This is a genomic window from Rheinheimera sp. UJ51, assembly GCF_020819615.1.
GTDB classification, from domain to species: Bacteria; Pseudomonadota; Gammaproteobacteria; order Enterobacterales; family Alteromonadaceae; genus Alishewanella; species Alishewanella maricola.
This window is the reverse complement of sequence record NZ_JAJHOG010000013.1, coordinates 85,071-110,119: the sequence shown is the minus strand read 5'-3', so window position 1 is coordinate 110,119 and position 25,049 is coordinate 85,071. Positions and strand designations below refer to the sequence as shown.

The window sequence follows — 25,049 nt, the reverse complement described above, 5'->3', positions numbered from 1 at the left end:
ATCACGGCCGGGGAATAACTGTTTGTCTAGGCTATCAAGCGGATAATCGGCAGCCAGCGGCCAGCTCAGGCCTAAATTGTTAAAGCGGATAACCAAATCACTGATGGTTGCCCGGCCAATATTCAATGCTTGGGAGATTTGCCTGTCGCTTAACTTAGCCTCGAATTTGAGGCGAAATATATCCAGATAAGTGTGCATATCTGTCCTTACCATTTTCTTTTTACGTGTCATGACTACTCCGGCGAACAGTTAAAAAACTGTTATGCCAAAGTCCGTAAAACGAAGGAAGAACAAACTGGCCGGACGTTACCGAAACAGGTGGCCGGATGAGGCCGAAATCAGTGGCCGGATGATACCGAAATGGGTGGCCGACTCATGCCGAAATCGCTGGCCGGATCATCCCGAAATACGCAATTTTCAAGTTTCACTGATTTAACAACGGTATTAACGCTAAGTAGGGAAGTAGATTACTCATACGAAATCACCTTCACAAAAAGATTTGTGTATGAAATGATATAAGTAAATTTTAAACGAAGATGCTTAAAAACGTTTGATAACGATTGATTGCGACATGTTTAATTTCAATTGTTAATTTGTACTTCCAAGACTGCATGGCTCATTATACTGAGTGTTATGAACGAGCCTTTATGTTTAATTGTTACTAGCAACCAAATTTTTTAATCTTCGTGCAAGTAGATCATTGTGGTACCAACGTCGCTGTGTCCTAACCGTTGCATAGTCGCCTTCAGGTTTTGCCCTGAGTATTTAATAAAATAAGTTGCGTGAGCGTGTCGTAACCAGTGGGCTGATGCTTTTTCCAGATAACTTGCTTCTCGTAATAACTGACCTTTTAAACTGATATTTGATATCGCCTCAGCTGCAGTTAGCTTTGCCCTACAAGCCAAATCGAAAGACTCACGAAGTATTTGATCGATACGACGGCCTGAAATGGCCTTGTTAATATTTTTCGACGGAATAAGCTTCATTGGGTCGTTGTACAATGGAGTAGGTGAGTTGGCCCCAACGGCTAGGCGAAACTCTTTTATAACAGAAATGACCTCTTCAAAAAGCTCTATGCTGCGCGGTTTGTCGCCTTTACCGACAATGTTAAGGAACCATCGGTCATCGCGAATTGTGATATCTGCGTAAGAGTGCTTGGCCGCTTCAGTTAATCTTAACCCCGTTGCCATGAACAGCTGGATTATGTATCGAGCCCTAAGAAAACGAAATACTTCACGCTCAGTAACCGCTTGTTTTTGCGCGTTATATAGGGTGTCTATTGTAAAATCGACTAGCTGATCTGATAGGGTGCGTTCAGTGACCGATTTTTTAGTCACACTGGACTTGTTTCGAGTTCGTGGAGACATCGCTGGATTAGCATTTAGGTGGCCGGCCACAACGAGAAAGGTATACATCGACTCAATGATACGTTTTGCTAGATCTTGGCTAGTTTTACTTAAACCGGTAACCAACTCAGGTTCATCTTGAATATCGATTGACTTTGTAGCTAAAGGCGCATGCACGGTGCGTATCTCAAATGGGCGCCAGCGAGAATTGAGCGTTACGCCGTCTGGTAAATACTTTCGCTGCTTGCCAGAACACCAGTTTGGGGGTGGTGATTGGATAAAATCCAAGTAGGACAACCAATCTGCGCGATTAACCGCTGAAATGGGTTTTTGTTTTTCATGGATCAACCAAAGTGCAAAGCGTTCGATTTCCTTAAGATAGCTAGCGAGCGTATTAGGTTGCTCCTGAAACTGCTGAAGGTATTCGATAATGACATGCCAATCGCCGTCGGATTCGAGCATTGACATCGAATCAGAACGATTAAAACCCGGCTCAAAGGCTGGTGGTTTGCTGATATAAACAGGTTTTTTATCGTGGATTGAGAGTAAAGGTTTAATCATGCCAGGCTAATCCTTAGGAGAATTATGCCAAGTATACAATTTTTAATTGCTACACATAATAAGAATAATGAGAAATTATTTAACCCCTTTTTAAGAAGCATGACTTTGGGATAACTCTTCGAGAAAATACAAAACGTTGATTGATTTTTCTCATTTAAAATTATCAGCATGTTAATTATACAATAGTTTTTTGAGGGTAAATCAGATTAGAGGCAGCAAAAAAGCTTTGTCTAATGAAATTTATGAGTTGAGTTGAGTGAAAGAGCGCCACCGATGCATCTAGTATCAACTGAAAATCGAAAAAATGTTCGTCAAACAATTATTAATCCGATAATATTTCATTTAAACATATACTCAGGATGAGTGAACATTTAGTGTCTTTTTTAAATAATTTCCAACTTAATATTCAAGCCTCTGCTGCCCTCGTTCAAATTATTAGCCATGAAACATTAAGAATTCACGCTTATTGTATTGATGTGGCAGAAACCTTGCAGAAAGACCTTCTTATATGGAGCAGCTCATTAGGTCTTAGAAAATATGAATTCGAAACAGGAGATTGGTTAGAGATCGATGACATTGGCCAACCACAAGAAGTGCTTGAATGGCTATTAGACACAAACAATCATGAAGAGGAATTCATCTTACTGTTGGAAGACTTCCATCACTATCTTCATGAGCACACATTAATTAGCCGTTTACGTAGCTTTGCCGTTGGCGTTGCCAGTCAAAAAATAAATGGTATTTGCGTCGTTATATCTCAGCCTGTTGCCTTACTGCCGCCCGAATTAGAAAAAGAAATTCAGGTAATGCATATGCCACTACCAGATTCTGATGATCTGAAAAAGCTTATGGAGCAAGCTCGCCAACGTTACGACATACATGAGCGTGACTTCCAAGAGTCGCCCGCGTTAATTGATGCCGCATTAGGTCTCTCCACCAGCGAAGCACAATTAGCGTTTGCCAAAGCAGCATGTCAGTTCAAACGTCTAACCGACACTGAAATTCCTTTTATCGTCAAAGAAAAAGAACAAGTCATCCGTAAAAATGGACATTTAGAGTATTTCCATCCCAAAGCGACACTTGACGATGTTGGTGGTCTAGACAATCTCAAATCGTGGTTAGAACGTCGGAAGCAATCTTTTGGGGCAAATGCGCGTGAGTTTGGCCTGGAAACGCCAAGAGGCGTATTACTATTAGGTATACCCGGGACCGGTAAAAGCCTTGCGGCAAAAGCCGTTGCAAATGCGTGGCAGCTTCCATTACTCAGGCTCGACATGGGCAAGATTTATGGTGGTATTGTCGGTCAATCTGAAGCAAACATCCGCTCTGCGTTGCAAACAGCGGAAGCTTTAGCTCCCAGCATTCTATGGGTGGACGAAATAGAAAAAGGCTTGTCTGGCATGCAAAGCTCTGGTGCTACAGATGGCGGCACAACCTCAAGGGTGCTTGGTACATTTTTAACCTGGCTGCAAGAAAAAGAAAAACCTGTCTTTGTTGTCGCAACCGCAAATCATATTGCCCAGCTACCACCGGAATTGCTGCGTAAAGGCCGTGTAGACGAAATATTTTTTGTTGATTTACCCACTCATCAAGATCGCAAAGATATCATTGCTATTCATCTTAAGCACCGTCAACGACTAGACGATTTTTTGCCAGAGGAGCTCGATGAATTGGCATCAGTCAGCAAAGGGTTTACCGGTGCTGAGTTGGAGGAAGCGGTTAAAGAAGGAATGTTTTTGGCATTTGATGCAGGGCATCAATTAACAAAAAACGATATTCTCGAGGCTATTCAAGCAACATCACCTCTGTCTCAAACCATGCATGAAATGATCAACGATACACGCGAATGGGCTAAAGGTAGAGCGGTAAGTGCGTCATCTCAACTTCCAGAGCTATTAACAGCACAAACCAAGGCTAAACCTCGCCTCAGACAAGAAGGTGAAAATCCTTTTATAAAAAATAAACAGGGATAGTTGTAATGGAAAACCCCTTTTTTGCGGCGCTCGAAAAGTCTGAAATTCAAACGTCATCGTTAGCAACACAAACCAACAGAGTTTTGATGCCATTCGTTCATTACCTGGAGAATAGCATCAATGCACTGAAAGAAAAGCAAGTAAGTTGCCACTGGCTGCCAGTGGCTAAAATACGCTATCAACTTAAGCCAGATAAGCGCATTTGGCAGGTATATCCCGAGTCAGAAATAGACATTATAGCAGACCAGGCGGGATGGTTTGAAATTGTTAGCGTTGATGGTAAAGCACCTGACGCAGAGTTTGAACCGGATAAAAAGGCACCTATTTTTTTTGGTAAAGGAAAAAGCTATCGCGAATTTCTAATCTCCCAAGACGAGGTCCGTTTATCACCTGACTATCAATTGTATCTGCCCGATTTGGAACACCACGGTGACGAAATAAACTGGTGTGGTTATAAATTGGAAATACGGTCACTTGCCACCTCGCTGGAAGGTGTGGCTTTTGTATATATAGACGGCCAAAAATGTAAGGTGGCAAGGCGAACTGGCAATTTATTGCTTGTAGCCGGACATGTTAGAGAGAGCAGTAAGTTATCTATTGATGGTCAGGATATCAGCTTTAATTTAACGAAAAGCATCGATGAAAAGCAACTTGCGCAGTGGCAGGGGCAGCCAAAAGGAAGCGGATGGTTGTTGTTTTCAAAAGAAAAACCAGTGTTAAGCGGGCAATCCGTTGAAGACGTTACACAAAAACAGCTCGCTGAACTGAGTTGCGAGCATTTTCATTATCGCAAGTATCCTCTTTCTTCTGATAAATGGGTCTTAAGTTACGGCGATAATAAAAATGAAACTGGACATCTTTTTTTGCAGGGCCAGTCGGGAGAGCAATTAGAAAAATCAGGAATTTTTTGTCCAACTTACCAAGCAATAACCTGGTCAGTTGAGCAAAAACTTGTTGAAGAGAAATGGATCCAACTGATAGAGAAAGATCAGAAAGATGACACTGGCAAATCAGATCTAGACTATTTTTTTACCGATGACCAAAACATTACTATTCTCGATCATACCCAGCGCAAAAATGATGGTGGATTTAGGGTATTAAAAGCACGACCGGAAGAACGGCAACTTTTGCTTGCAGCTAATATCCGGGGTAAAAAAAGCTGGAACAGCGTATACCCATCTCAGGACGGTAAATGCGAAATTCATGTCAGTGTCGACACCAGCCAGCTTATACGTCAGAGAGACGCAATTAAAAACCTGATGCACCGTCCCTTGGCCAGCCACTGGCCATTAATACAACTGCTGCAGCAGCGCGAGTTAACATCCTGGCCACATATAGAACCTCTGCCGCAACATGCACTGTCATGGCAAGTTTTGACTGATCCACATTTTGACGGCTGCGATCGCCAGCGCGAATTTGTTGCTAAAGCATTGGCAAGTCCCGATTTCAGTATACTTGATGGCCCTCCAGGAACCGGCAAGACCACAACCATTCTGGAACTAATCATGCAACTGGTTATGCAAGGCAAACGGGTGTTGTTGTCAGCTTCGACTCACGCAGCTATTAACAACGTGCTAGAGCGGATTAAAGAGAATACCAAACTTAACCAACACATTTTCCCGCTCAGAATTGGCGATGAAAGTAACGCCATCGGCGTAGAAGAGTTTCAGTTCGACAATGTGTTTAATGAGTTAAGCCGTGTAGATGGTGGCAGCGCTATAAGCAAACAGCTGATGGTAGATTCATCGAATCTGGTATGTGGCACCACGATCGGCATTCTTAAGTTATTCAGAGAACCCAGTCTTAATTTACAGGCCGGTGAACCACCTTTTGATGTAATGATAATCGACGAATGCAGTAAAACCACGTTCCAAGAATTTATGGTTCCGGCACGCTTTGCCAAACGCTGGGTGCTCGTAGGTGATGTGCGTCAGTTATCACCTTTTACTGACCGTGAACAAATCGTGGCCAACCTGGACAATCTGATGCTAAGCCCGCCCAGAGGAAAACAGCCAGGGCAGACTCTCGCCCCCGAAATACAAGAAGCCTGCTTCTTGTTGGAAGAGCTAAGGGGCAGCAAGGATCAACCCTATACACAACCGCTGTTAGTACCCGTTAGCAGAAGCGTCGCAAACGCGTTACAAGCGGAAATTCAGGCCAAACAAAAAATACCGCATTTAGCCAAAGGGCTAAGCAATATTCTTATTATCCAACCCCTAAATACACCCGGAGGTTATGCAAAACAGCTAGCTGACGTATTGCACAAACCGCAGTGTCTTTATGAACACCCATTGTGCTTTATTGAAGAAGGTTGCTTAAGTCAGCTAAGCCACTGCATCCCCAGTGACATGTTGGTATTGCATCCTGCATGGCAACGCACTGCGCAAGCGTCAACACACCAAGGAGATGTCAGTAGCGCTAAGACAGCAATAAAACCATTCCGAATCAATAAACGCGATTGCACCGATACAAGTCAACTTCATGCCAAGCTACTTGAAAGATTCAATACCAGCAAATGGTCAGAAGAAATCTGTTGGCGATTAGAGCGGGAATATTGGTTACGTTTATCTAAGGAGCCAAACAAAAAAATAGCCTATGTTGAGGAACCACTGGAGAGATTATTTCCCAAGTCAGTCTCCGCAGATGGCCGTATTCATATACTCAAAAACATCGCTTTCCCATCTATTTTGGAAGCGTTATCAGGCGATGGTTTGGTTAAACGCAAAAATGATATGCCCACCACCCTTAATCAGGGATTTAACAACAAGGAAAAGGTGCAGCGACATACTACCCTGACCTTTCAGCATCGAATGCATCCAGACATCTCCGCCTTTCCACGTGAACAATTCTACCCCAAAGGTGTCCTGACGGATGGCAGTAAGACCACTATTGACCGCGCTTGGGGCTACCCAGGCTACGCACGCCGCAGTATCTGGCAGCACGTATCCGGCACCACCCAAAAAGGCAACAGTAACAAAGAGGAAGTGCAGGTGTTGATCGCTGAATTAAAACGCTTTTGCGATTGGGCCGAGGGTAAAACAAAAAATAAAAGGGCAGAACCCTTCGAGGTTGCAGTTCTCACCTTTTATAAAGGCCAGGAAAAAGCACTACGCGAAGCATTACAAAAACTGCCCAATCATCGAAAGCCAAACACGAATTGCTACGCGCGTTTTAACTACAAGGCGGTGTCAATCAAGCTTGCCACCGTAGACTACTTTCAAGGCCAAGAGGCCGATGTAGTATTGCTGTCAATGGTCAATACCACACGAGATGGTTTTATGGACTCACCAAATCGTTTAAATGTTGCGATTACCCGGGCCCGTTATCAAATAGTGATTATCGGAGACCATCGTTATTTTTCATATTCAAATACAATTGAATTAAAAAATCTCGCTAAAACTTACACCCTGTCAGATCAAAGAAAAGCTGACCAGCTATCTGCTGTGCAAAGCGGTAAAAGGAATTAACACCGATGAATAATAACACCCTTAATAGAGAGGCAATTGCGGAACCTTGTGGTAAAAAAACTGCTAATAATAAAAAGCCAAACGCAAATAATATGGGTGTGGACAGGCTAAGCCTTACGTTAAAGCGACAGGTACAACTTAAGCGCTTCCCACTTATTGCTAAGGTAACGTTTTGCCGGCAGCGGTCAGATTTGGTTGCTTTGCTAAAAGCCATGACATCAAGCACGTCGGATATGCCAGCGCGTTTAAAAGCCTACTTAGTAAAAGAAAACCTGTGGGACGAAATGAACAATGCAATCACAAGTCATGGCCAACAAGTTGTCGAAACGGGCTTATTTAACACTTCAGAGCGTAACCTTTATCACATCTGGTTTACCGACAACGACCCACTATTAGGTACGCGCCCTATTTTAATGCAGCGCGATAGCAGCTCAGAGGCACCAAAATATCAGGTTTGGAAAAAAGGTCGCGATGCTGTCAATTCAGAATTTGTACAACAGACGCGATTGAAACTGGTGGTTATGGAGGAGGAATACAAAGACCGCAAAAACACTGAATTACAAAAAACACAATTAATCATGGCAGCAATGCAGCCCGAGGTAATTTGCTCACCCGATAAATCGGCAAACTTGGAGATGCAATGGACGATAACCCCTGAAATCTCTCAAATTCATTTAACCGGTGAATTGGATATCCGTCAATTTAGCGGAAAAAATCATAGTTCACAGCCAGAGTCTATTGACCTAACTTTGGTTGAGGATGAGCAGCACTTACCATCGCTTATGGACAGCGTTGCAACCGCACTGAGCGGAAATTGGAATAATTCAACAAAACGTCTATCGACCACACTGGAACAGGTGGAAGGTTTTGCCTCTGCAGTGTCAAACTTCCGCATCGGTAACTTTAACTGCAAAGCATTTGAAACAGACTATGGTAATTTCACCTCTGTTCAGGCGGCGCATATTCCCATTCAACCACAAGACCAGGATGATGCAGAGAACTGGCACCGCTTCTGGTTAGATAGTTTTTATCGAATGTCATATCGCAGTCCTTCTGATGCTAACAGGCAACAAGGTAAATGGTTGGATAGCCCTGCTCTAGCTAGTTTTGAGCTGCCATTGAAACAGCCACAAAGCCTGATAGCAGAAATCAACCGAGAGCAACAGCCAGAAGCTTATTGGCACATTGCAGCTGTGGCAGATTTATCACCCAATAACAGCAATAAACTGCATATGCCTTTTAGCCTTATTGGTGGTGATGAGTTTGATATCTATAAATTGGTAAGCAAGCTAACAGACAGGGATGTTATTGAACACGTTATTTACTCCGATCGATATGTTCACACCGCAAAACAATACCTTAACCTTTCAACATTGGCGCGAGCTTGTTCAGATGCAAACGGCTTGCTGTTGACGTTAAAACCTCAAAACGGGAAACCGACTCGGATACCCGAAAACTGGGAACGTAATTACATCGACAAAAACAGTGACAACCATGGCCGCTACTGGATTTTTATTGGCACAAGAGGAACCTATTGCTGGGAATGCACCAGTGGACTAGATTTTATCAAAAACGAAAACGGATGGGTGACAGTCGATGGCTTTCCAACGTTTACACCAAAAGCAAAACATGAACTTCCCGGTTATCTGCAACAACACCTTAATGATCTGACGACAGAGGAGAATTACTGATGACAAGGTTTACTCCCCGTCATGAAAAATTCGAAGTAGAATTTTACGATGTATCATTGCCGTCTTTTTTTTGTAAGGACACTACATCATCAGAGGGTGATTTTAGTCATGTACTCTCTATCAAAACGGCTATGGATTTAGGGATAGAGATAGCACAAACACGGGTTACCTTAATGCTTGCCTGTGAGCAGCTAAAAGAAGCTTCTCTGATCTCCAAGTTAAGAAATCTGGCAGACGCAGGTATTCGGGTATATTTATTACTGGGTGATGAGAAAGCAAACCAACGGGCTATCGACACGTTATCCGGACGCTGTTTAATTCGAACTGGCATCAAGCAGCAAGGAGCGTTGTTAATTAGAGATCATGCGACCTCTGATGCTCATGCAACATTACTTACGTCTTGTGCTCCGCTAAGGCAAACCGAGCAGTTAGCTTGGGCTACAACACTCGAGCCAGAGCAAATTGAAGACGCCTTTCGCAGTTTTTGTAAGCTTTTCTGGGAACATGCTTCTGGCGAATATCTACAACAAAACCGGAACAAAGCTTGCACCGCGCATCCCGATGGCCACGTCATAACCAACCACTCACATCACCTGAGCGGCGCCTTACATGACTGTGTAAGTGATACACTAGCAACATTAATTGCAGTTAGCGGCGATGATTTTGCTGCCCCAAGTGACGAATTCCAACTGCTCATGCAGTCTCAGTCAGCCGATATCAAAGCAAAAGCCCGCACCGGGGTTGCGCTAAGTGAATCAGCCATTCCCGTTTTAATGTTTTCTCAAAATGGCCATTGGCTTCTGCCAGATCAAACCGATTTATCGAATGCAAACTGGTGTTTAAATCTATCTGACTTGCAAAGTGCTCAGTTGTACAAGGCATTCAATGAGGTATTTGAACACGCCGCATGGCAGTTTAAAGATGACCTCACGCTGAGAGATTTATCACCCTGGCAACAGGTCCGCTTTATTGATAGCCCTGACACTATTCGTACAATTGAGTTCGCAAGAAAAATACAACTTACCGATATACACGCAGAGACCATTGATAGTTTTTTGAATGATGATGTTAGAGACTTAGCATCCCCATACACTTATTGGCAAAAGAATGCATTGGCTCATGTCATCGACTACGACGTAGTAATACATCCACCTTATTGCCCTGCTAATGCACAATTAGATGGAATATATCAAAAATGGGAAACCATTGAAAAAAATTGGCAACAGCAGATTGATTCGTTGGCAGCTCTCATGGCCAAGATAGAACGTCAACAAAATGGAGTAGCCGATAAATTAAAAGGATTTATTAAAGGCTTCTTGCTCGGCCAAGCCCAATCTGCAAAAGGATTACAACAAGAGTTGGCAACACTAAAAAACTGGGCAGCCAGCAAAGCCAGTCCTGCCGAGCGTGAACAGTATCGTCAGAACTTGCATGTACTCAGTCAAAAAATAAAAAATCGGGCCGTTGATACCAACCAAGAACTCGAAAAAGCACATCAGCAGCAACAGTGGGAACAAAAACGGACTGAATTGCAAACCGCCCATACTGACGCTTTCGTACTGTTAAAAAAAGCCAAAGACGACCTGACATCACTAGAAACTACTAGCAACCAAAGGCTTACCCAAATAGAGCAGCAATTTGCTCGCACCTGGTGTGAAGCGGTAAATGCCTTGTCAGACAAACAACTAAAAACCGTTTTATCTAACGATACTTTGGGAACTTCCAATGAAAGGTCAGCGTTAGCAAAGCCTACAACTGAGGCTGCTGAGTGCCGTCGCAGTGACCTAATTGGCATCGGCGTTGAACAAGCAAAGGCTTTAAAAGCAAACGTTAAAGAGCACATTTGGAAAAAGGATTTTAAAGCGCTTGATCGCGCACTTGCAAACCATCTGCAAGCCAAAAACAAGCTTAGTCGTGACCTGGACGATGCAAAAAAAACCGTTGAAAGAAGCCAATCGCAGTTATCTCACACAGAACAGAAACTGCGCGAACATGGTGAATCATTTGCCTATAAAGCTAAATCTCTGGCTTTGGATAAGCAGCTTGGACTAAACAACAATAACACAGATTTCATGCATTTTAATTGGCCGGCAGAGGACCTACCTGCAACAGGCACCGAATTAAGAGCATTACAGCAAAAGCGATATCTTGTGGTGTTTAATGAAGCGCAGTTGAGCCTTGCTCGTAAAGATGCTCAGCGACTCAATGCGTGCATCGTGTGTGATAAGGAGTCAATAAATGCCTGAGCAAAAAATAATACTCATTATTGATGAGCAAGGTGCGATTATGGCAAAAACTAGCGGCTTTAAAGGTGAAAGTTGTTTTGAGGCATTGGATGAACTCCTAGAGTTACAAGGAGTAGTCAGTAATGTAAAAAAAACCGATGAATATCACGAGCAACGCGTTTTACACTCCATTAATATACAAACACTGAAAGGTAAAAGCTAATGAGTGCCGTCATTAAAACGGTTACCCCGTTTACGAATGAAAGTCTGCTGATGAAGGCGCTCACAGATATTGGAGCTGAGCCCGAAAAAGTCACAGTAAATATTACCGATGATGGCCATAGCAGCATAATTCAGTATGGGGATATTGTTACTAATCGAAGCGATTATTATGGTTGCCAAATTTTCAGATTTATTAATGACCGATGGGTACTGATACATGACGAGGACGAAATAGATGCTAGAGTGAGTAGCAAACTTGCAGACAAAAAGTATATATCAGTATCTAAATTTCTTGCCCTCCTTGGGGATAATTATAACGTAGTATACCAGCAATATTTGGAACAGATCGCAGAGCAAGAACGCATAACGCTGGAAGCAGAACGTAAGATTCGTGTTGAAAAAACTAGGCAACAGGCAATCGCTAAAGCAAAAGCTCAAGGATATGCTGTCAAAGAATCAATTAATAGCCAAGGACAAATCCAACTTGTTCTAACACGAATGGTCTGAATTCTGATGAAACGCAATTATGGTGAATATTTTAATGTGGCTCATATTGAATTACAAAGTCGTATATACGGGCCTGGTACTCGATATGTTATTTGGTTACAAGGTTGCTCTCTTGCTTGCGAGGGGTGCTGGAATACGGAAATGTGGTCATTTAAAGCAAAGGATCTCATTCATAGAGAAACGCTGCTAAAGCAAATATTATCTGCAACCGATATCAAAGGTATCACTATTTTGGGTGGCGAACCGTTACATCAAGAAAGCAATCTTTTATGGTTACTTAAGAAAATTCGCCGACAAACCAATTTAACAATATTCGTTTTTACTGGTTTTGAAGAGCAAGAACTTCAATCGCAAGGTTTGCTTGGTCAACTGTTAGAGGTTTGTGACATGCTTGCAGTGGGTCGCTATATCTCAAGTCAGCGTAACACACAGCAGCAATGGATTGGTTCTAATAATCAATGTATTTTGTACTCAGCAAATTCAAGAGAAAAACAAAAACAACAGTCAGTGAATGAAGTCGAGATCTGCATTAATAAAGACAGTTCTGTAAGAATGCTGGGATTTCCAAATGAAGAGCTAATAAGATGGGTTAATGTAAATTCTAGTAAATGACGGTACTTTACTAAAAATGAACAGTAAAACGACTAAAATGTTTGTTAGTACAAAACACAACTTGAAGAATGACACACTCTGTAGAGCCCTTCAGCCATTAAGGACTTATTAGCAAATAAAGAATAAAAAAGATTAAAAGTAGATTCATTCGATAAAAATAGTTGACTTTGAGTTCATTTTATGATTTTTCAATTGACTTTTGATTGGTTTTGTGTATAATGCGTGGCCTAAGTTGATGAAAAATTCACTTCATTTACTTACGTTAAAAATTTTCTCATTACAATTTTAACCCTCTAATAAATAACCTCATATCACTTATGTTTGGCAATGCAAGATTGCCTTAGCCTTTCGGCTTGCTAAAAATTAATTAAGAGAACAAGAGTTTAAAACTAAACCATAGACAACCCATTTCAAACGTAAAATCCAGTATGAAAACACAATAATGTATAAAATTTTCGAGAGGTACATATGATTTTTATTTTTTACGGTCTTCTTTGGTGGATTTTAATTTATAATGTTAAGCATTCTTATTGGGCAGTCTTAGCTGAATTTTCTTATAATGTCTTTGATTTTGTGGGACTTTACCAGTTTGCTAGAACTTTAGATGGTTTCTTTTTGAGCCTGAGTAATGGAGGTGATTTTTTTGGATTAGCTTTTACTTTGGGTGTTATAACAGTGTTCTTTTTAGATAAAGACTTTGTTGATGAAATGAATGCTGCTGCTAATAAGCATATATAAGAAAAATCTGCAAAAAATAATTGTAACTAACCTTTTATTTCAGAGTGTTTTAGCCGTGGAGGTCTTATTGGCAAAAGCGAGTAATAAAAAGGTGTAAAAGTACACTTACACAATTCACTACATACAGCTTATATTTTTGGGCAATGCAAGATTGCCAAAGCTTTTCAGCTTGATAACACAAACTCAATGAACAAAACTTCATACTAGACGTTAAACAACCAGTTTTAAACGAAGGATTCAGTGATAAACAACTGAAATCAGCAAATAATGTTTTTTTACTCTTAATTACCGCATCCAATACGCGCTTAAAATCTATACACACGCTTGAGCTTCCAACGCTCAGGAAGGGTTATTTTTGTCAAAAATTACGGCGGGTGAATAAAGTATGGTCAATAAATATACATATCATCAACTTGACGAACAAGCTTTGAACATATTTATCGCTGTCTCGAATAGCTGGGTTTCTTTTATTGAAACACCCTACTTCTATGATGCTGAATCACAATTTACCTTTGCAGTGCGAGATGATGACGAATGTAAAATACCTAAATCATACTCCATCGATTTAGGGCGCCCGAATGGTATTACGCGTGATACCGTCGCACATTCTCAATGACAGACCGCTCTATCTTATGATTGTAGCAATGTTTTTCTGTTATTTTTAAAGGGCTTTCATAAATACTTTGCCAACCTACACGAAAACGCTTACCCCACATCAGTTATAGAAAATGAGAAATAAAATATTTATCTAAGCAAATGCTAAGAAGTGGATCTTCCCCCTTTTAATACCAAAATTTTTATACAAAAAGAAAGGCAGGTAACTTCTTTACATGCCCGAATCGTATTTTGCTGTTATGCATCAATTACTTCAAGAAATCATACTCATAGAGGTTTATATGAAAAATCACGATAAATTTTTTGAACAAGACAAAGCTCTTTGTACTGGAGTTGAGTTACGTGATGACGAAACATTACACGAAGAAGAGGATCTACAAGAGGAAGAAGTACCATATGAATCATCAGAAGATTTCTTTGCAGAATTAGACCTTTCAGAAGTAGAGGGGCCTGATATCACTGACAAAAAACAAGACGTCGACGCTGAAAATACAACAACAGCGTGCACTCACGACGCATGGCATGAAGAAGATTTTCGATTTTACAAAAAACGAACTACATCGGCTGATTCGAATTCTGTGATTCAGCAAAAACAGCGTAATCAGTTTCCTCATATGATCAGCCAAATGTTTAAGTTGGCAACCCACCCAGATATGGTGCGGTTCAAAGAACAACTTGCTTATATTGCGCTCAGTCAGAGTATTAATGCTGGCGATATAAAGCCATTAGAGGTTTCAACACCCTCTGAAAAAGAATATGAATTTGATATAACAATGTTGTTAGCGGCGATATTTGGCTTTCCAGCCATTCAGCAAAAAATTGCCGCAGAAGTTGGCATAGCCTCACAAGAAATTAAATTTACACAGGCTGTTTATCACTGCCGTGATGTACTTCAAGATAAAGTTCCACCAAGGACTTTCAGAACGAATAGCGATGGCTTCAATACCAACTGGTTTAAGATGGCTGCTGGGCAAAAAGAAAAACTCAAACCGACAAAAAGCGCTTTTAAATTGTTCCCCTTTATATTTAAGGCCACTGACGAAACCATGACTAGCCTTGAATTCGATGTCACAAACCTGGCTTTGCTGCTACAAAACAAGCTAGATTTTGAATCTGATGTCCTCTCAGAGTTAGGGCGTTTAAACCAAGAAAAACCATCGTTGTTTAAAAAACAGCGCAAAATTCAGCAACTCAAAAAGCTCTGTGAGCAGAAGATTAAAGGACAAATGCAAGCTATTTCAGCGGTTACGGAAATGGTGGGCGGCGCCTTTAACTCTAAGAAAACAGGCCCAAGAGGCATTGTGACTTTTATGGGAGCATCCGGTACAGGAAAAACGGCATTAGCAGAAACACTTGTTTATGGTGTAAATGAAGTGTATGGCGCGGGCTATAAAAAGCTAATCCTTAATATGGAAATGTACAGTGATGATCGTTCATCAATGAAACTCTTTGGTACGGGGTCTCAATATGTTGATTCAGCATTGGGCGAACTTACCACCCAAGTGCTGATCGCCCCCCGCACCGTTATTATCATTGATGAAATTGAAAAAGCGCATCGTACGGTTATCCAGTCATTACTCACCCTATTGGAAAAAGGTGAAATACCCGATCAAACCACCAACGAAGTCGTTGATTTTAGCCAATGTATTTTCGTGTTCACGACAAATCTCGGGCAAAAAGCCGCTAAAGAAAATCTGTCAAAAAATAAACCGCTCGATTTAAGTGCATTACTTGCTGAAAAACCGGGGAAAGTCGGTTTGTCGCCTGAACTGATCAGCCGCTTATCACGTGGTAGTGTAGCGCTATTCAGAGAGCTAGAGATTAAAGACTTACTCAATATGGCAGAGCACGCAGCAAATATTGCGCGCGAAGATAAGACGCTTTGCTGGTCTGAAGACTTACCTGAGATGCTCATTGAAACCTTGGGTGGGGACCTTTCACCAAGAACCATCCTAGCTCAAGCCTCGAAACTACAGGGCAAGATTGTAGAGTTTGTGTTATCAACAATCGAAGAAACCGCAAACGACCCACGTATCGAAGTTGAAATAGCAGAAGATATTGCGAACTTTCACTATGCTGTGGTGACTCAGGATCGCCTGTTAACGCGGCTGCTTAAAAAGTACTTTCCAAATTGCAAAGTATTAACGGATGTATCGCAAGTTCAGCAATTATCTAGCGAGCAAAATATCCAAGCGGTACTCATCGATCAACTGCAATGTTCGACCGAACTGGCTGCTGAACATAAAGGTAACTTACACTTTTACAGTTTTGGCTATCAACATCAGAGTGTTGACGAAGCAATAAAACCAACACAAATAGAACGGCACTTTAAGCTTGTTGATTTTACCGTTCCATCACTAACGGCATTTATTAAGCAGGTTGCTAAACGTTGTCGCCTATTAACCAGCGCTGAGCAACTACGTAAGCGTAAAATGATGGTTGAGTTTGATTATCAACTCACGCGCATTGATGATGGTTTCAAAGTCACCCTGCAACACCCTGTTTATGAGCAACGTTTTGATCCTAACGATTTTGAAGCACCCTACATGCAGGAACCTTGCATTCCCAAAATTAGCTTTCAAGATATTATTGGTCAAGATGAGCTAAAACAGAGTATGACATTCATTTTACAACGGCTACGTGGTGCAAATGACTTTGTACTGGATATGCCAAAAGGCTATCTTTTTGCAGGTTTACCTGGGACAGGTAAAAGTTATTTTGCAAAAGCCATTGCAGGCGAGTGTCAAGTACCCTTTATTCCGGTAAACGCAGCAGATTTGATGAATGGAGATGTGGTTATCAACATTAATCACTTATTTGAGGTGGCTGCACGTTATGCGCCATGTATTGTCTTTCTTGACGAAATTGACGCCATCGCGTTGAGCCGTGAACAAAACTCTATACATGGCCGTTTAGCGGTTAATACGCTGCTAACCCAGTTAGATGGCTTTAACAACAGTGATAATCCGGTTTTTGTGTTGGCCGCAACCAACTTTGCACATAAGCTTGACCCCGCTGTGATGCGTCATGGCCGTTTCGATAAAATCGTGACTATACCGCTACCGGATTTAGTTGCTCGTAAGCGATTCATAAAGCAATGCTGCGACAATTACCAATTTACGCTGACAGCCGACGCTTTAGACGCCTTTGCCAAACGTATTGGCGGTGCTACTTATGGTTTTATTGAGACGCTGTTTCGTGATGTACAGTTAACATTACTCACTAAGCAATGCCAGTTTAGTGTGAGTATGCTAGATGAGCAATTGTTAACGGCCACGATTGGAAATAAAAAAGCCGTTAGCTCCTATAATGATAAAGACCGCTTGGCCATTGCTTATCATGAAACAGGCCATTACCTCTTATACAAACATTGGTATCCAAAAGCGAAATGCATCAACTTATCTATACAAGAGCATGAAGGTGCAGGTGGTGTGACGGTGTTTGATTTAGATGGACAAGGCTTAGGTAACACAAAAGCGTCTTGCAAAGCCAAGTTGCAAATGCTTTTGGCTGGACGCGCAGCGGAGAAACTGCTCAGTGAACATGACGATGATATTTCATCTGGCGCCAGTCATGATATTCAGCAGGCCACACAACTCGCGAAACGTGCTATATCGGATCTGGGTTTCTCAGACAGCTTAGGTTTAGCTGATTTTAAGCAATTACCTATGCTACAGACTAAGGTAGAAAACGAGGTAGTAGAGTGGTTAAACGAGGCTTATCATAACAGTGAAACTTATCTTCGTAACAACTGGCACCTTGTAAAACAGATAGCAGAAATATTGTTTGAAAAGGGATCCCTCGATCAAGCTCAGCTTGATGACATAACCTTAAATTATCAAAGTACTGCAAAGCAGTATAGCCACTAACATTTATCACACAAAATTTTGATTCAATTAAAAAATTAAATTTTTCAAAAAAATTATTTTTAATTTGTAACGATATTCGTCAGATACATACCTAGACATTATTATTTAAGAATCATGAGTTACCCCAAGCTCATGATAGGTTTTTTTTGTCAAAAATTAGGTGGTCAAGAAATTATGGATAAAGCCCAACTTCGAGCAAAAACCAAAGCTAGCATGTTTAGTGCGGCTATTGGTGATGCATTTGGTTCGCCTTATGAGTTTAAAACCGTATCCCCAACGCATAATTGTGTATTACCGATAATTGATAGCCCTTTTTGTACAGAACATCGTAACTTCACGGACGATACTCAACTACTTATCTTTTCCGCCGAAGGATTAGCTGATTATGCTACCCAAAATCAAACAAGCCCCATTAAAAGTGATGTTTTGATTGAAGCGGTTTCTCATGCTTTTCAACGATGGCTTTTTACACAAGATATGTCGAGTATTTGCCAAGACCCTATTAGATTAAATGGTGGATTACTGGAATATCCGTTTGTTTATCAAACACGTTCTCCCGGCGCAACATGCATTGACGCGTTAAAAGACATGCAACGACTTTCACAACCAGCATGTAATTTTAGTGCCGGTGCGGGAGCATTACTAAGGCTGATACCTCATGCTGCTTTTTGTCTAAATACTCTATCAGATGATGATTATCTAACCGTATTCAAACTTGGATCAGAAATAGCGGGTATAACGCATGGCCATGGCCATGCGCTTGTCAGCGCAGGCATATTCAACTTACTGATGTTTTTATTATTTAAAGGGCTCGATCTCGACTCAAGTTTAAAAGTGTCACTTCATTTTCTACTCACAAATAAAAACATTCATAACTTATATATCGACAAAGCACATATCACTGACGTCACAATATTGCTTTTGAATGTCGTTGCCTTAGCTAAAAGTAACACGCCAACTAATGATGCCATAGCGGCTATAGGCGAAGGATGGGTTAGCCCTCAAGCTTTGGGATTAGCGATATACGCAAATCTAAAAGCTAAAACAGGTCATGAAATGTTACGCCTGTCAGCTTGGCACAACGGTGATTCAGATACAGTATGTGCACTAGCCGGAGGTATCTATGGCGCGATACACGGCACCGCTCATGAACTGATGCCTTATATTGAAAACATAAGCGGTAAACCTGAGCTAAATAAAATCATAAACCACTTAGTTCCTAAATTTATCCAGTAACCACGTAATAAACATTATTTTCGTTTTCTAAAATATCACTACACAAAGGGCTCCTTCATGATTAAAAATCTTGCATTTGCAACATTGCTTACAGCGACATCTTGCGCAGTTCTAGCCGAGTCTTTCCCATCAGACTTACCGCCAAGCGAACAACACAACATCAAGATCCAGGGAAACAACGGTTTTACCTACCCTGAAAAAACTCATCTAGAATCTGATGAGATCTTTCACGACGTCGTATTTTTCTATTCCAATGACATGCTTGATTACTTTGAAAATAATGTTGAAGCACTGACAAAATATGTGGAAGGCGCGATTGAAATTAATAATAAAGCGTTTAGCAGACAAGATATTCCTTTACGCCGAAAAATCATAGGTATTGTCAATATACCGGAGCCATTTGGATATGATGATAATATAGATGGCTCTGAACGTTTATCAAGCTTGCGTCGCCTGTATGCTGATTCAAGATATCGCTTTAATTTCTTTTTTGATGCGTCTTATGTTGTCGCATTAAACAGATATTATCCTGAAAAAACGTCGAGTATTGGCCTTGCCGAAGTAAGTGGGAAATATTCTTGGGTTTCACCCTATCGTGGTTTTAATGCAGACCCAACCTTGGCACATGAATTAGGCCACAACGATGGATTTATACATGATGTAGAGCATTACGAAGGTTACTCTTCGTCAAACCGTATATTCTTGGCCGCAAGCTATGCCGTTGGTGCAAGCTGCGGAACTTTTGACAGTATTATGCGAAGCAGTAGTGGTAATCGTTCCGAAGCATTTATCTCTTCACCATTAGTTAAAAACGCACAAAGTGAAGCGTGTGGTGTAGAAAATACTTCCGATGCGGCACGTGCCTACTTAGAAGCGTTACAAAATAAGATACCGCAACGATTATTACCGTTTGCGAATAATAAGCCATCAAGAGCAATAACAGGAACAGCCTCATTATCTGTGCTCAATCCAACTGTTAATGAAGGTCAAGACATCGAGGTCGAGGTCATTTTTACAGGCGCTGAACTTGGCGATACGGTCCAAGTCATTACGAGACAAGGCTCTGCAGACAATAGCGATTTTGTTTCAACGCTAAAAACAGTCTACTTCGATGAAACCAGTTCCGTAAAAAAACTGACTTTTAGCACTAAAGATGATGAAGACTTTGAAATGCCCGAGCAGTTTATCATTGAGTTAGTCTACCCAAATGGATTGGCACTAGATACGGCATCATCATCGCAAACCATAACAATGCTATCTGATGATATTGGCTATCCCGGCACAATTAACTTTGATGTTGCTAGCTTAACGTTGTCAGAAGGGCAAAACAGTACGTTAACCTTAACGAGAACAAATGGTACTGATGGCGATTATACGGTCAGAGTGTTTACTGAATACGGTACAGCAGATGCCAATGACTTTGTTGCCATTGACCAAGAAATTACATTCTTAAACGGTGAGACGACAAAGTCACTAAACTTGTCAATCAACAGCGATATCAGCGAAGAACCCGCCGAAACATTTACAGTGCGCTTCACGGGAAACAACCTTATTGTCGGTTCAATGAATACCGTTGCAGTCACTGTTTTAGCTTCAAGCGCGCCACCAGCGCCACCGAAGCCTGCATCAAGTAATGAAAGTAGTGGCGGTAGTTTTAACTTAACAGCGTTATTGCTACTGCTTGTTGCTGCAATCCGCCAAAGAACGCGGAAAATAATAAAGCAGTGCAACACCCTGTAATATTTTAGCGGCTGAGCTTCATAGATTTACTGAATAACCCCGCGACTTTGCTAGGCGTTGTTCACGGGGTTTTCTTAGAAAATCCTAATAAACTTTTATTAATTCGAGGTGCCATATGACTTTTCAAAAAACTAACAACAATATCACGCATCAGTTTGATCTTTTTGAGCAGGAGTGTATGGGGGTGCTAGTTGATGAGTCTTTTAGTGTGCATAACATTATTGAATGCAACACTTCGATTTCCGTAAAAAATTTCGACCCTGATAAATTTAATCAATCAAGAATCTTTAACCGTGCAGTAAAAACTATATGTAATAGAAGTGGTCTGCACGAATATGAGGTGGAATGCATATTAAAAGGCCTACAAGTCTTTCATAGTAATAATAAAAACCTCTCATTCGAGGACTTCATTGAGCAGTGGGATGCCTTTAATTGCTTTGCGGAAGTTAACAGCTACGCCACGGCTTAATCTTACATAATTCGTTTATTATTTTTCGTCTATGCGCCAGTTGCATTGCCCAGAAATATAATCACTCCCAGACACATCGCTAATAACGCATTCTTGGGAGTTGTATGAGTAAAATCGCAAAAAATTTACCAATGGTATTCTTTGCTAATGAAAAGTCATCAGCAGCCCTTGTTACGAATGTCGAAACCGACTTAATAGCGAATGCACGTAATTCAGGGTTGCACCAAGATCCTTTATATGACAAGGATTTACCAGCTGATGTTATTGATAGCCTTACCCATCAACGTCAAAATAACTTGGGGCGTCTAGGAAAACCCAACGCTTTAGAGACACAAAACAACTCCATTGATTCAGAGTCTAACGCCCCGATTCATAAGGACAGACATGAGGTTATAAACCTTGATAACTGTTTAGTAAAACACCCAAATGTTTTTTTTGATGATAGCAGCAAGTTGTTGCTTTCTGATGAAAATAACGACGCTGATATCGCATTATTTGTAGAGCAACTGGCTTATATCGTGGTAAGCCAAGCGTGTAAATCAGTTAACATCCGGAGGCTTTATACTTCTCATGACATTAAACTAAAATGTAATCAGACAATGTTGTTAGCTGCCCTTTTAGGCACATCGTCTGTGTTAAAGAAAGTTGCGGGCACTATAGGTAAGGTTAGCCAAGCGTTGCGTTTCCCCGAAGAGGTTTTAACGTGTAGGAAAGTCTTACAAGATAAATATGAGCGCCGTACTTTCGCATTGAATCCATCAACAGGGGATCTTAATTGGTTTGATTATGCCTTAGAGTTAAAATCAAAGATCACTTTTTCAACCCCTACAAAACAACTCATCGCTTTTCTGTTTAGACAACATCCAACCAATAAAGCCGCTGTCATTTTTGATTATCAAAATGTAGGGCTCATCTTTCAGGGTAAGTTAAATTTAGATATTGATTTTAGCGCAAGCGAAGCACCCGAGCCTGACATGATCAGCGAAGTCAGTAACTTAAATAAAGGTATCCCCTCACTCTTTGATACCTATCAAAAAGCTCAACAATTTAAACAGTATTTAAGCAAGAACCTTATCGGCCAGTCGTTAGCGATTGAAAGTGTGACTGAAATGGTGACAACCGCCTTTCAAACACAAAAAAATGGGCTGCTTGGTATTGCTACATTTATGGGAGCATCAGGCTCAGGAAAAACGGTATTAGCTGAAACCTTAGCCAGTGGTTTAAATGAGGTTTTTGCTGCTAATTTCGATACATTACTGCTGAATATGGAAATGTACAGCGATGAGAAATCAGGAGCAAAACTGTTTGGCGCAGGCTCGCAATACAACAATGCCGCTTTAGGTGACCTCACCTCAGCAGTCAGCGTTGCACCAAGAACTGTGATTATTTTTGATGAGATAGAAAAAGCGCATCCATCCGTTCAGCAAGCGCTACTCACGGTACTGGAAAAAGGAAAGTTGGTTGATCAGACAACAAATAAGACAGTGGATTTTAGCCAATGCTTTATTATTTTTACTACCAACTTAGGCTTGCGCGCAACAACAAAAAATACCATTAATAAACAACAGCTTGACTTGAAGTCATTATTAACAGAAAAATCAGGTCAGTGTGGACTTTCGCCAGAATTCATCAGTCGATTATCACGAGGCAGTATCGTTTTATTTGAGAATTTATCCGCAAAGAGTTTACTGACACTTGCCGAAGCTGCTGCCAATAAAGCTCGCGTCGATAAATCTGTGCAATGGCCAGCTAATTTTGCAGACATTATTCTAGAGAGTCTCGGTTGTGATGTGGAACCAAGAACAATTCAAACACAAGCAGCAAAACTGCAAAATAAAGTGCTCAGCCTAGTATGCTCATCTATAAATAGAACAAATACTACTCCGAGGATCGTTGTTGAATGCCCTGAAGACTTATCAAACTTCTTTTTTACCGTTGTCACAAAAAACCTCGACCTGCAGGCTTTCTTTTCACACCAATATACCCAATGTTCTGTTCTAAACAGATTAGAAGATCTGAATACTATCAATATTAAATCACAGGCAGTTCTGATTGATCGGTCTCTCTTAACGGTTAGCCAAGCTATTCCCGTTTCGACACAATATCACCTTTTCAGCTTTGGCTTAACTGCCCGCCCTGCCAATTATCCGCAACTTGAAAGACACTTTAAATTGCATAATTTTACGGTTGAGTCTTTGCATATTGCTGTGCAGCATGCGGCAAAAAGAACTCGTCTGTTAACCAGTTTAGATGAGACACGTCAACGTAAGAAAAGCGTAAAATTTGAATATCATCTAAGCAGTCTTAAACAGGGTTTTAAAGTGACATTAACGAGGCCAATATATGAACAACGCTTTGCCGTAGATGACTTTGAACCTATATTTATGAAAGCACCCTGCATACCCACTATCGCCTTCAAAGACGTGATGGGGTTGCATGAACTGAAAAAATCGATGTCATTAATCCTAAAACGATTACAAGATAAAAATGATTTTGTGCTGAACATGCCTAATGGCTATCTATTAGCAGGAGCACCTGGTACAGGCAAAAGCTACTTTGCCAAAGCAGTGGCCGGTGAATGCCAGGTCCCTTTTATCCCGGTTAATGCCGCAGATTTAATGGACGGTTGCCCTATTAAAAATATTAATCACTTATTTGATGTAGCAGAGCGATATGCGCCTTGTATCGTATTTCTGGATGAAATAGACGCAATTGCGATTAATCGTGAAGCAAGTCAAATGTTAAGTAGATTAGCAGTAAATACACTTCTGACTCGCCTAGATGGGTTTAATGATAGTCAGTATCCGGTCTTTGTACTTGCAGCAACTAACACGCCACAAGCACTTGATCCTGCTATAGTGCGTTACGGTCGCTTTGACAAGGTTGTCAATTTTTCACATCCAGATCAGGCTATTCTCAAACAATACATTCAGCAGTGTGCAATTAGCTATAACTTCGTACTATCAGACGAAGAGTTAACATATTTCTCTAATAAGATCAGCGGTGTATCCTTTGGTTTTATCGATACGTTATTTCGAGATCTTCAGCTAAATCGATTAATTGAGCAACGCCCATTTGATGCTTCTTTGCTTAATGACGAGATAAATAAGGCGACTAAAAAGCATAAACCAGAAATGAATTTGAGTAGTACTAAAACACGGTTACAAATTGCTTATCATGAAACCGGTCATTATTTATTGCATAAGCTTCATTTTCCGAAGGTAGCCTGTACCTGTTTATCGATACAAGCACATCAATCTAGCGGTGGCGTTGCTTTGTTTGACTTTGAAGATGAAGATTTAACCGACAGCCCAACTAATATTAGAGCGCGGTTACAAATATTATTAGCAGGACGAGCAGCAGAAAAGCTGTTTGTTAAGCATCATGATGCTATTTCTTCGGGTGCAAACCATGACATCAAGCAAGCTACGCAACTTGCAAAGTTTGCGATTACTGAGTGTGGTTTTTCTGAAAAGTTAGCTTTAGCAGATTATAGTCAACTGCCAATGTTACAAAAACAGGTCGATGATGAAATAGTGGAATGGCTTAATGCTGCTTATGACTACAGTGAGGCCTATCTGCAAAAAAACTGGTCCTTAGTTAAGTATGTTGCTGAAGCGCTATTTGAAAATGAAACGCTGAGCCAACAAACGTTAGACCTCATATTGAGTCAATATTGTCAAAGCTCAACATGAAGTGTCTCAATTAAGCATGGTTCAATTAAGCACTACACTTCTTCAGAGTCCCAATTTTCAGGCGTAGATTTAACTTTGATTGA

15 protein-coding genes and 1 pseudogene are annotated in these 25,049 nt (G+C 41.0%); 14 read left to right on the top strand and 2 right to left on the bottom strand.

Translation table 11 applies throughout. From position 1 onward, the window contains the following. Both LMJ53_RS14465 and LMJ53_RS14460 read right to left on the bottom strand, forming a co-directional pair. A pseudogene (locus LMJ53_RS14465) lies at positions 1-231 on the bottom strand (IS21 family transposase); the annotation flags it as partial. Positions 232-677: 446 nt separating this feature from the next. Continuing rightward, entirely contained in the window at positions 678-1,907 is a 1,230-nt protein-coding gene (locus tag LMJ53_RS14460; protein WP_229587826.1) for a tyrosine-type recombinase/integrase, read from the bottom strand. 359 nt (positions 1,908-2,266) lie between these two features. Between LMJ53_RS14460 and LMJ53_RS14455 the strand changes: the two genes are divergently transcribed. The 14 genes from LMJ53_RS14455 (at position 2,267) to LMJ53_RS14390 (ending at position 24,966) form a co-directional block, all read left to right on the top strand. Continuing rightward, positions 2,267-3,880 (top strand): AAA family ATPase, encoded by a 1,614-nt coding sequence (locus tag LMJ53_RS14455; RefSeq protein WP_229587824.1) that lies wholly within the window; start codon positions 2,267-2,269, stop codon positions 3,878-3,880. Positions 3,881-3,885: 5 nt separating this feature from the next. Further along, on the top strand, positions 3,886-7,347 hold the full coding sequence (locus tag LMJ53_RS14450; RefSeq protein WP_229587822.1) for an AAA domain-containing protein: 3,462 nt from the start codon (positions 3,886-3,888) through the stop codon (positions 7,345-7,347). 5 nt (positions 7,348-7,352) lie between these two features. Further along, positions 7,353-9,038, top strand: a complete 1,686-nt coding sequence (locus tag LMJ53_RS14445) for a hypothetical protein (RefSeq protein ID WP_229587820.1) — start codon at positions 7,353-7,355, stop codon at positions 9,036-9,038. Continuing rightward, positions 9,038-11,284, top strand: a complete 2,247-nt coding sequence (locus LMJ53_RS14440; protein ID WP_229587818.1) for a hypothetical protein — start codon at positions 9,038-9,040, stop codon at positions 11,282-11,284. The genes LMJ53_RS14445 and LMJ53_RS14440 overlap by 1 nt, the downstream gene beginning before the upstream one ends. Next, positions 11,277-11,486 carry a DUF2997 domain-containing protein gene (locus LMJ53_RS14435; RefSeq protein WP_229587816.1) on the top strand — a complete coding sequence of 70 codons (210 nt, stop codon included), beginning with the start codon at positions 11,277-11,279 and terminating at the stop codon, positions 11,484-11,486. The genes LMJ53_RS14440 and LMJ53_RS14435 overlap by 8 nt, the downstream gene beginning before the upstream one ends. Beyond that, a complete protein-coding gene (locus LMJ53_RS14430; RefSeq protein ID WP_229587815.1) occupies positions 11,486-11,992 on the top strand; it encodes a hypothetical protein in 507 nt (168 codons plus the stop codon). The genes LMJ53_RS14435 and LMJ53_RS14430 overlap by 1 nt, the downstream gene beginning before the upstream one ends. A gap of 6 nt (positions 11,993-11,998) precedes the next feature. After that, the gene (locus tag LMJ53_RS14425) at positions 11,999-12,604 is read left to right on the top strand and encodes a 4Fe-4S single cluster domain-containing protein (RefSeq protein WP_229587813.1); all 606 of its coding nucleotides are present in this window, start codon (positions 11,999-12,001) and stop codon (positions 12,602-12,604) included. 468 nt (positions 12,605-13,072) lie between these two features. Continuing rightward, positions 13,073-13,342 (top strand): hypothetical protein, encoded by a 270-nt coding sequence (locus tag LMJ53_RS14420; protein ID WP_229587811.1) that lies wholly within the window; start codon positions 13,073-13,075, stop codon positions 13,340-13,342. 427 nt (positions 13,343-13,769) lie between these two features. Then, positions 13,770-13,958 carry a hypothetical protein gene (locus LMJ53_RS14415; protein WP_229587809.1) on the top strand — a complete coding sequence of 63 codons (189 nt, stop codon included), beginning with the start codon at positions 13,770-13,772 and terminating at the stop codon, positions 13,956-13,958. Between the two features lie 280 nt (positions 13,959-14,238). Then, complete coding sequence (locus tag LMJ53_RS14410; RefSeq protein ID WP_229587807.1) at positions 14,239-17,826, top strand: AAA family ATPase; 3,588 nt, start codon at positions 14,239-14,241, stop codon at positions 17,824-17,826. Positions 17,827-17,940: 114 nt separating this feature from the next. Next, positions 17,941-19,062: an ADP-ribosylglycohydrolase family protein gene (locus tag LMJ53_RS14405; protein ID WP_229587805.1), complete on the top strand. Its 1,122-nt coding sequence runs from the start codon at positions 17,941-17,943 to the stop codon at positions 19,060-19,062. A gap of 57 nt (positions 19,063-19,119) precedes the next feature. After that, the gene (locus LMJ53_RS14400; protein ID WP_229587804.1) at positions 19,120-20,802 is read left to right on the top strand and encodes a Calx-beta domain-containing protein; all 1,683 of its coding nucleotides are present in this window, start codon (positions 19,120-19,122) and stop codon (positions 20,800-20,802) included. 115 nt (positions 20,803-20,917) lie between these two features. Next, positions 20,918-21,271: a hypothetical protein gene (locus LMJ53_RS14395; protein WP_229587802.1), complete on the top strand. Its 354-nt coding sequence runs from the start codon at positions 20,918-20,920 to the stop codon at positions 21,269-21,271. 104 nt (positions 21,272-21,375) lie between these two features. After that, positions 21,376-24,966: an AAA family ATPase gene (locus tag LMJ53_RS14390; protein WP_229587800.1), complete on the top strand. Its 3,591-nt coding sequence runs from the start codon at positions 21,376-21,378 to the stop codon at positions 24,964-24,966. Positions 24,967-25,049: the final 83 nt, after the last annotated feature.